The sequence below is a fragment of the Pseudalkalibacillus sp. NRS-1564 genome, assembly GCF_050467905.1.
Taxonomy (GTDB): Bacteria; Bacillota; Bacilli; order Bacillales; family Guptibacillaceae; genus Guptibacillus; species Guptibacillus hwajinpoensis_B.
On the sequence record NZ_JBITPM010000055.1, the window covers coordinates 1 to 9,563 of the forward strand.

The window sequence follows — 9,563 nt, forward strand, 5'->3', positions numbered from 1 at the left end:
CACTGGTCTCGAACCGTCCCCGTGATTCTTTTAGGACCATTTTGTTCAACTTATATTAGGACGTCGAACCTGTCTTTTTGTATCTCCACATACTAGCACTTCCTTATAAAACGCTTTTCAAAGCTTGGGTTAGCATTTCTTCAAAACTACTATATTCTTCTACTATATCTCCACTTGGTTTATCAAGCTCCAAAAAATGTATGTTTATCTATGTCCAAACAATACCACGAAATATTTGAATCCCCAAAAAACAAATAATTACCTTCCCATTCATTTTCTTGCCAGATTTCATTCGCCTCAATAAAACCATTATTATTATCGTACTGATTGGCATTATAGATAACCAAACCATTAAACTCTAAACCGTTTACTTTTTTCAAAAAAGCCTGATATTCCAATACCTCTGAACTTTCACTTGAATTGCTTGAAATCCATTTTCTTATTTCATTGATATTTTTATCGTTAGCAGATGACATTATTGACTTTCCATCTTGATTTTTAATCTTTTCAACTTCAGTAAGTAAGTCTAACAACATGTCTTCACCTCTATTTTTTCGTTGTGGGGTATACTATGCCTTCTGGGAATGGCCATTTAATAATAATTGAATCTCCTACTTTCATAACTTTTGTTAAATTTTTATGCGAACTTTATGATTTGGGTCGTTTTTAATTAGTATTAAATTGCTAAGATCATTATTTCCTCCATCGTCTAAAGGTAGTTTATGATGAACTTGGTACCCATTCCTTTTTAAGATTCCTTTATAGTATTACGAGAAGAGGTTTTGAGAAGCAACATGATCTAACACTCTTAGTGTGAAGGCAAAATATCTTAATGATTCAACACTTGTCGAAGGAGAATAATAATGAAAATAACTGATTTAGCTATCAATCAGATTTCCCCCCCTGGAAAATTAAAGAGAAAATAACAGGCTTTTGATTAAATAGGTTCTAAATCAAATGTTGGGGTAGGAGATTCATCTCCTACTCCTTATCCTAGTTGAAAATGACGAAATGTTTTGTACTGATGATGTAAAAGGATTTTTCTTCGTAAGCGATCATATCGCTTGAAACCAAAGGCGTTTCGCTTAATCACTTTCGTTTGATTGTTTAATCCCTCGATAAAACCATTATTATAGTTCAAGGCAAAACTATTCAGGACTTCTGTTTGCCAGTTCTTAAGCGTTTGAACGGCTTGTCTGAACTCCTTCATGTTCGCTCCTTCAACGGTTTTGTAGTAATTGTAGAGGGACTGTTTCACTTGATGAGGCTTCTCTTGTCCGATTATTTTCGCTTCCTCAAACCAACTTCGAAACGCTTCTTTTAATTCGTAAGCCTTTCTTAATTCCTCGGATAGTCCAAGATAACGGTCTAGATACCACTTTTGTTTCTCACTCAACTGCTCATATCGCTTATAAAATACGTGCTTCATTCGTTTACACTTTTTCCGATCATAATCATGGAAAGTCTGTTGAACTCTTCTGCGTACTCGCTCTAATGCCCAATAGATGTAGCGACAAAAATGAAAGCGATCGGCTACAATAATTGGTTTTCCCAGGGCCTTTTGAACGGCAGACTTGAAGGCATAGCTCATGTCCATGATGACTACTTCGACTTGGGATCCCTTTTTGCGAAGATAGTCCTTTACGGTCTCAATGGAGCGATTAGGGAGGATATCCAAAGGCTGTTTTGTTTCGCCATCCGCAATGACAACCTGATATTTCCCTTCATCCGTATCTCCTTTATATTCATCAATAGCGATGACACGAGGAAGATCACTCACTTCTTGAAGCGTTGGTGCGGTTACTTCATCAAACCGCCTGATCGCAGTTGAATGCGACGTACGAAATTGGGCTGCGGTATCCTTGAAATTCTTCCCCTGCACGACGCGTAATCCCAGGGCCTGATTCCATTCCTTTGAGTGGCGCTGATAGCGATTAACGATCGAATTCCTTTCAGCGAATCGTTTCCCACAAGCGCAAACGTAACGGCGCTTTCGATAAAACAAGAAAGCCGTTCGCTCAAATACTTTAAGGTGCTGTACTTTCTGAGTCCGATAATCATGAACACGTACAGTCCATTCTTCACATTGGGGGCACTGGTGCGCCTTCTTTGGCACTTCAATATGAACATGATACTGGCCATTAATGGCTTCCACTTTTGATACCTTCACTTCTTCTAATCCGGGTAATTTCATGTTAAAATGCACGTACACGCAACTCCAATCTTTTTCTTGTTTCTCGTCAATTCAAGTTTAAAAGATATAGGAGCTTGCGTGTGTTTTTGTGCTTAATTTTCTTAAACCCCAACAAATATTATAGAACCATTAAATAAAATGACCCCGGTACAATACCAAGGTCATTTACAAGCAGCATAGGTCATTTTTTATTAACTGTACATATTAAAGGCTACAATTCAATTTGTCCCACACTTTTTTTATTTTTCTTCAAAGGCCGCCATTCTCTTCATTAAGTCTGTATCAAATTGTTCTTTATTTTGATTTACATATTTAAACTCAAAATACTCAATCCGATCTGTAGGACCGAATTCGCTGTTATGCCAGTTAGTGTAGTCAAAATGCACATTCAATTTACCAGACGCATTTAAAATGAATGCAACTGAAAACCACGGTTCTTGATCATTGTCTATAAACACCTGCTGTACCTTAGTAGTAAGCTCAAACAATTTATGAAGTTCTTGATCATATGATTTCTCACTAACATTATATAAATCTGGTATATCATGTGAGTACACTACTTCATTTTGACTATCAACAGGGATGAAGAAAAAATATACACCGCCCTCATTTCCCTTTACTTCTCCATTGAAATAAATCTCACTCCATTCAACTGGTATCAATTCGTTAACATGTTGTGCAATTTGTTCATATAAGTTATTTAATTGAAGTTCAAAACTCATAATTTTAACCTCCTGATTGGTTTGATATCTCTAGCCTAACTTGTCTTTTTCCTTCAAATTTGTATTTTATTATAAATATGCGGCTATGGGGACAGGTATCTTGTCCCAGCAAATATTTAATAAAACAACACTACAGAATTAATCTGATCATCAGCTTTCTACAATTACGGAAGCATTTCTGTATCGTTTCTATACTAATACCACAATTCCCGGTGGGACGGAGCTGCTGGTTTCCTTGCTTGTAAAAATAAAAAACCGTTGAGTGCATCATTAGTAAGATGCGCCCAACTGGTTTTCATTAACACTTGTTTGTAAAAGTTTATTATACGTAGTGATGCTTCACATACTCTTTCACTGGTTTCGAACTTCTCCACGATTTTTTTCGGCAGGCGATTACTATACTATACTTTGTATACCAATAGATTAATCTATATATTCTGCTACACCTATATAATTTAATTTATATCCATTTTTGTCTATTGAATCTACAGCTCTACCATCTTTATCATAATTATAGTTATAAACTAAAATAATGGTATTATATTTAGCGTTTAACTTTACATCAATAAACTGCTTTATTAATTGATCATCGTATGAAAATTCCACTAGAAGCTTTTTTATTTCATCTTCAGAGTCAGTTATCCAATCTTTTTCAATTAAATCTCTATTATAATAACCCAATTTAAATTCTCTCTCAAAAGTAGAAGGAATACTGTTTCCATCTTCATCATATTTTATTTCAGTATATTTTTCGACCTCATCAAAATTTCTGAAGTTTCCCAACCACAAAGATACATAGTCTTTCATTTTTTTACCTCCTTAGACCTTCTGGTAAATCCATAACTCCATTTTTCATTCTATTACTAGCCCATTCATTTAAGCGTCTAACAAAGCTTTCATAATCAGGTGCAGAATCAATGATCTTTAATATTTCATTATGTGCTTTTGTAGAACCTCGCCTCCCATGTCGCCCTGGCGGATTTACAAATTCAACATCTTTAGTTAGAGACCTCATTTCTTTTATATCGTCTATGCTCACACCCCACTGTTTAAATTTAGGTGTTCTCGCCACAAGATGCCACTCAGGGTACAGCGGGACAGGTACCTTGTCCCAGCAAATATAAAACAAGACTGAAGACATCACTAACGGGACGGGTGACCTGTCCCCACGTCCCTTTAGCCGTTAACTTGAAGAGGATAGGTAAGATCCTATCCTCTAATAAAGCTAAATATGGTATTTTTTACTGTTTTATTGGATATGTCCTACGTCACTGGTTGGGAGGAAGAACCTGTCCCCATGTCCCTCCTAAGACTCAGGTAAAGTAATAGACTATGGTTTCGTTAAAGTAGGTGGCGATGCGCGAAATTCCTTTATAGGCCGAGTTGTCGCCCAGAAACTAACACCTGAACAGCGCAAAAGGCGCGAAAAAGCTTTGAAAAAAAGGGACAGAAAGGAAGGAACGTCCAATCTGCCCTAAGAAGAAATGATATTCAAGTTCTTGTGACCAACATAACACAAGAAAAATTAGGTCCTCAAGACCTGTATCCGTTGTATACCCTTAGATGGCAAGTTGAAATCATATTTAAAACGTGGAAATCCCTTTATCAAATCAATAACGTGAGAAGGATGAAACAAGAACGAATGGAATGCCATTTATATGGCACTTTAATCAGAATTCTTCTTTCTTCCATGACAATGTTTCAGTGTCGGTATTATTTGTATCAAAACCATCAAAAAGAGATATCCGAATACAAGGCCATGGATCTAATCAAAGGGTTCCTTCCTTACTTAGAATCCGCGTTGTGCTCGGGCATAAAAGCAATATATGAACTTCTACTAACGGTCTATGAAAATACAAAGAGACATGGGACTAAGGACCATAGAAAGAGGCACCAAAGTCCGTTTGATGTTTTAGGCTTACCTTATAAATAACAGGGATGATTATTTTTTAAAAGCTCTTAATTAAATACAAAGTGGATGGGATCTCAAATGGAAAAATATTGAAAAACCATAACGGAACGTTCATTTCATACTCTATGTTTCCATTAGCTTGACGGCTATGGAACCTGTCCCCATGTCCCTAAAAACTGGGAGGGGATGGATTCACCATCCTCATCATAAGTTAAACCCACATAATCTCCTACTGAGTCATTTTCTTCAATATTACCTAACCAAACTGAAACCCATCCCTGATTTTCCATTATAATATCCTCCTAGTTTAACCTGAGACCTTTTGGTAAAGGCATAACCCCACCTTCAAGTCTGTAATTAGCCAGTGGGACCTGGAACCCGTCCCTTTGTTCTCCGATTTGAAGGGTTCTACTATTATATTTGAAAATTCAAAACACCAGGTGACCAATTTAGTAGTTTGGTTCACCTGGTGTTTTATAGATTTTCACTTGCCTCAAACAGTCCCCACAAGTTCTAAAAAATCATTTTCCTACAATCCTTGTTGGATGTTTTCCTCCCTCAGTGGAACTAGGAACTACCCTCTAGTTCCCTAATTATATCTTTCTACCTTTTCACATCAAAAGTCTTCTTCCCAAACTTCTTTTGCATCCAATAACCTTTGTAATAAAAATTCATAAAAATTTTCTGCAGTGTTAAAGTCATCTAGTCCTCCTTGCTTATTCCAAGCTACCACCGGGCATTCATTGTTCTCCATCTTGCTTGTATCTAAGCAATAAGCAAATTCATCTACATCCTCAATAACTACTAAATTATCATTCAATCCTAAATCTCTATAACTTTCTGTTTCAATAACCACAGTAGAAATATTAGACTTGGCTACCCCCAAAATATCTATACCATATAAACCACCGGAACCATAATTATTTAAGAACCACTTATAACTTTCTGGAAATATTAATTTTAGACTATCTTGAACATTTTCAATTTGTTTAATATCTATTCCTCCAGTAAAATCATCTGGTTCAGCATTGCTATTAATAAAATTAATTAATTTATCTCTATTCATTCAATATTCCTCCCTCTATAATTCACCTAAATCTATTTCTTTAGCTCTCCATCTCCAATATTTCAATCTAAAGTTGCTGTATTGTTTTTTCAAAACAGAATCATTTCTAAAACTACCCCCATTTTCCACTAAACCATGCAATATTCTATCGTATTCTTTATGCATACTACTAGGAAGCTCCACCATTGCCCCAGGCTCTCTTTGGATTAAATGATGAAGTTCTATTTTAGTTCCATCTTTCCAAATTGGAGGTCTTCCGCTTTTCATTAATTGAAGGTTTGTTTTGCCGGTTTTAGGGTCAACTCTCTCGTAATCAATATCTATTCTTTGATAAACTCGCCTACTAGTATCCTTAACTTTCCCATTAATTTTAGTAGTTCCTTTATACTCTACAGCCTTATAATTCTTGTATTCTTTACCCTTATTCTTTGTACTTCCATCCTTCTTCCCACTAATAATATGAAACGTTTCCCTAGCATCCTTCCCCATATCTCTCACAGTATTATGAGGAATATCTCCAACTCCCGCCAAAGCATAATCTGTTCGCAACGGCACCTGATAATCGAGGACCTTTCGCACAAGATCTTGCATATCCACTCGCGTATTCATTAGTGGGCCCTGCACCACTTTTTGATAAGTCTCTTTCATAACTTTCCTTGTTCCATCCGGATGAACCGTATGCTTGATATTACTCATTTTCGCAGTGCCGCTTTTAGGTATACTCACCCTCGCCCCAGCAACCATAGCAGCCAGCCCAAAACTACTCAACCAATGCTCTTTCGAAAAATCGTCTTCTGGGTTCACCGCATCTTTCACCAGATCCGCTCCGCCACTCGTCAAGTAATTCACAAAATCATAAGGTGAATCCATTGCTTTATCAGATCGTTCGTCCATTGCACTAACAGCACCTCTTACGCCGTCGAACAATCCTGAGGTGAGGTAGTTACCAAAGTCATAGAGAGAATCCATTTTCTTTTCACCACGCTCTTGAAAGCCAGCCCAGTAATCATTACCAATCTCTTTAAAACTATTAACCGATTCAATGAAAGGATTCTCATTTTCCTCCCCAGCCGATTCAACTTCCTGTGAAGTTTGCTCTTTTTTCACGCTAGCCGCTTCCGCTTGGCTCGCAGCAATCGCCGAATAAATATCACTCGAATGAAAAGATGCGGCATCGTAGTAGATCGATGAAACCTGATTCCCTTGACTCGAGGCATTCATTAATTCACTGAACAAAGCGGTTAGGACCTGCTCATCACTTTCCAACATCGTGTACTTACTCGTTAATTCTTCATCAAATTGTTCAACGCTCTCAATCGTCTCTTCTCGTTTCATCTTTGCTTCATCAAGTTGTTGATCGACTTCGTTTCGAGAAAAAACATGTAGTGGTTGAATGTCGCTGATGCGATCGAAAATCCGCTGCAGATCTTCCTGCTGCTCTGCAATCATTTCTCTCGCTCTACTTTCGCTATTCGATAGCTCATCTTCTAAAAAAGGAAGCTCAACAGTTTCATTTTCAAGATTTCTTGACGCCGCCCCTTCTGGAACCCCATTATAAAAAGCGATATTTCGATCAACGAGCTGAAGCCATAGACTTAACACATCAAGTTGAGCCTGATAAAAGCCTTTGATTGCATCAGCACCTTTGCCTTTAAGGGCTTCATCAAGTTCAACGATACTTTGAAAAGCCTTTTGAAGGGTAATTAACTGTTCTCGTAGCGTTTCGTATTCCCTTTTTCTTGTCGACATCGTATCAAATAAGGTTGAAGCTTCATAGACTTTCACTTATAACGACTACCCCTTCTTTAAGATCTTGTAATAGCTTCATCCTGCTCTTTAAGTGAATCCACATTCGCTTTCGTATCCTCTAAGTTTTTTTGGACAACCGTCATATAATCCTTCATTAAACTTTGGAGGTTTTGTTCACGATTAATCCAGGCATCTGTATAGTTCATTTTGTTACGCCCCAGTTGACCTCCTGAAGGCTCTGGTAACGTGAGATGTTGAACGGCACTCATTGCTTCTTCTAATTTCGTCATCACTTCTGAATAATTGAGTTTAATCTCCGTAGAAGATCCTCCGCCAGAAACGGCTTTATACATCAGAAAATCCTCCCTTTAATATGATTGATTTTCGCTGATACATCTTCCGCATAATCTTCCCCTTTATGTAACAAAGATTCTGCTTCATGTGCGAGGCTCCCAAGAAAGCTATAGTGACTTTGCTGCGCTTCAAGAGCGTGAATACGAGAGTCTATGACCCTTTGGTACAAATCGTACTGTTCATTCCCTATCTGACCCATAGATTGATAGGATGCCTCTCGATCAGCATCATATTTATCGGAGAGTGGGCCCACCCATTGGTCTGATAAATCAGGTCGTCGCAAATTCTTAATTTCCCCGAGCAACAAAATTTGCTCACGATTAATTTCAGCTTTCGCTTCTCGTAGCCTGTGCAAGTTATCAGCTATTTCACTCGCTTTTCCATTTAACAGTTCTTGAAGACTACTCAACTCGCCATAAATCCCCATTACTTCACCTCAATACCTTCAACATGAAATCTTCTTCACAAAAGGATTTATCCCGATATCTATCTTACTATTTACCCAATTCAATTTATTTCCAATCAATAATTTTTCATAAAAAATGAGCAAATAGTAGGGGAATCATGAACTGATTAAACTTAATAGTAATGTTTCAGCTCAGTAATTCCTGAGTGGACACCGAAACAGGTACCTTTTCCCAGCAGATAACTAATAGATCAACACTGCAGACATAATCATAACCTTTCTACAATGACTGAAGCATTACTGTATTACTCGATTTCTGGTGAGACGAGAAACCGGTCTCCATGTCCCTCCTATATTGGATAGCATAATGTTTAATGAGTTTAGTTGCTTCATCTTTATCGACTTTAATAGTTTGTATATCATTTGGAGTAAGTTTGATAGTTGTAATCATTTTCTATTCCCCATCATAAATCATAACTGTTTGATAATTTTACCACATCAATAAAAAGGCTTGTCTCAAAATAAAACATTTCATAACAACAAAAAAGCCCACCAAGCGGCTACATCAGCCAACTCAGCGGGTTTCATTCATTACTTCTTCAGCGTATAATATATTTTGCTTGCTTGAACAGATTCAGTGGGACGAGGTACCTGTCCCCGTGTCCCTTCATCAGAAACCACCTCGTTAAGACAACAATAGCATAGCCGCTCCTGCCAAACATCAGTTAAAATAATGGTAGCTTCTTTATTCCCACAACGATCACACTTTTTCATAACGATCTCCCTTAACTAGATCATACTATTCTTATGTTTTGCATTTTCTTTATTATGACATAAGTTAAATGGCAGAAGTAAATTCAATTTACCACACACTTGCAATCCTATTCTAGCGTTTATAGCTGGGGACAAGGAGTCTGTCTCTCCAACTTCACTAGCTGCCAAATGAAGATTAAAGCCACTATCATTTTTGATAGTGGCTCATTTATGGCACGAGTGGATCATTTTCTTGTAATAAGTGGATCGAATAGATGGCAGGGATGGGTCTAACCCATGTCCTTCTTCACTGCCATCGCTTGTGTATGCTGGAACGAGGAACCTGTCCCTATGTACCTCAATTGGTAAAAAATGAATCACGAGAACCGTCCGAGACCAGTGAAAAA

13 protein-coding genes and 1 pseudogene are annotated in these 9,563 nt (G+C 37.5%); 1 reads left to right on the forward strand and 13 read right to left on the reverse strand.

Features of this window, described 5'->3' with window-relative positions; all coding sequences use genetic code 11:
• Nucleotides 1-182 precede the first annotated feature (182 nt).
• The 6 genes from ACIFPW_RS21880 to ACIFPW_RS21905 form a co-directional block, all read right to left on the reverse strand.
• Entirely contained in the window at nucleotides 183-533 is a 351-nt protein-coding gene (locus ACIFPW_RS21880) for a YrhA family protein (RefSeq protein WP_430247139.1), read from the reverse strand.
• A gap of 96 nt (nucleotides 534-629) precedes the next feature.
• A complete protein-coding gene (locus ACIFPW_RS21885) occupies nucleotides 630-755 on the reverse strand; it encodes an HNH endonuclease signature motif containing protein (protein ID WP_430247150.1) in 126 nt (41 codons plus the stop codon).
• A gap of 233 nt (nucleotides 756-988) precedes the next feature.
• A complete protein-coding gene (locus tag ACIFPW_RS21890) occupies nucleotides 989-2,212 on the reverse strand; it encodes an ISL3 family transposase (protein ID WP_430247140.1) in 1,224 nt (407 codons plus the stop codon).
• A 221-nt stretch (nucleotides 2,213-2,433) separates the two neighbouring features.
• Complete coding sequence (locus ACIFPW_RS21895) at nucleotides 2,434-2,916, reverse strand: immunity protein YezG family protein (RefSeq protein ID WP_224881828.1); 483 nt, start codon at nucleotides 2,914-2,916, stop codon at nucleotides 2,434-2,436.
• A gap of 423 nt (nucleotides 2,917-3,339) precedes the next feature.
• Nucleotides 3,340-3,723, reverse strand: a complete 384-nt coding sequence (locus tag ACIFPW_RS21900) for an immunity 22 family protein (protein WP_430247141.1) — start codon at nucleotides 3,721-3,723, stop codon at nucleotides 3,340-3,342.
• A 4-nt stretch (nucleotides 3,724-3,727) separates the two neighbouring features.
• A complete protein-coding gene (locus tag ACIFPW_RS21905; RefSeq protein WP_430247142.1) occupies nucleotides 3,728-3,988 on the reverse strand; it encodes a hypothetical protein in 261 nt (86 codons plus the stop codon).
• 241 nt (nucleotides 3,989-4,229) lie between these two features.
• Between ACIFPW_RS21905 and ACIFPW_RS21910 the strand changes: the two are divergent.
• Nucleotides 4,230-4,849 (forward strand): annotated as a pseudogene (locus tag ACIFPW_RS21910) (transposase); the annotation flags it as partial.
• A gap of 125 nt (nucleotides 4,850-4,974) precedes the next feature.
• Here the strand turns inward: ACIFPW_RS21910 and ACIFPW_RS21915 are convergent.
• From ACIFPW_RS21915 to ACIFPW_RS21945, 7 genes are all read right to left on the reverse strand, one after another.
• Nucleotides 4,975-5,118, reverse strand: coding sequence for an immunity 22 family protein (locus ACIFPW_RS21915; protein ID WP_430247143.1), 144 nt, complete (start codon nucleotides 5,116-5,118; stop codon nucleotides 4,975-4,977).
• Between the two features lie 326 nt (nucleotides 5,119-5,444).
• The gene (locus ACIFPW_RS21920; RefSeq protein WP_430247144.1) at nucleotides 5,445-5,894 is read right to left on the reverse strand and encodes an SMI1/KNR4 family protein; all 450 of its coding nucleotides are present in this window, start codon (nucleotides 5,892-5,894) and stop codon (nucleotides 5,445-5,447) included.
• A 15-nt stretch (nucleotides 5,895-5,909) separates the two neighbouring features.
• On the reverse strand, nucleotides 5,910-7,679 hold the full coding sequence (locus ACIFPW_RS21925) for a T7SS effector LXG polymorphic toxin (protein WP_430247145.1): 1,770 nt from the start codon (nucleotides 7,677-7,679) through the stop codon (nucleotides 5,910-5,912).
• A gap of 20 nt (nucleotides 7,680-7,699) precedes the next feature.
• Entirely contained in the window at nucleotides 7,700-7,996 is a 297-nt protein-coding gene (locus ACIFPW_RS21930; RefSeq protein WP_430247146.1) for a YwqI/YxiC family protein, read from the reverse strand.
• On the reverse strand, nucleotides 7,996-8,424 hold the full coding sequence (locus ACIFPW_RS21935) for a hypothetical protein (RefSeq protein ID WP_430247147.1): 429 nt from the start codon (nucleotides 8,422-8,424) through the stop codon (nucleotides 7,996-7,998). The genes ACIFPW_RS21930 and ACIFPW_RS21935 overlap by 1 nt, the downstream gene beginning before the upstream one ends.
• 570 nt (nucleotides 8,425-8,994) lie before the next feature.
• A complete protein-coding gene (locus ACIFPW_RS21940) occupies nucleotides 8,995-9,177 on the reverse strand; it encodes a DUF7685 domain-containing protein (RefSeq protein ID WP_430247148.1) in 183 nt (60 codons plus the stop codon).
• A 204-nt stretch (nucleotides 9,178-9,381) separates the two neighbouring features.
• On the reverse strand, nucleotides 9,382-9,563 hold a 182-nt coding region (locus ACIFPW_RS21945; RefSeq protein WP_430247149.1), incomplete at its 5' end, for a hypothetical protein.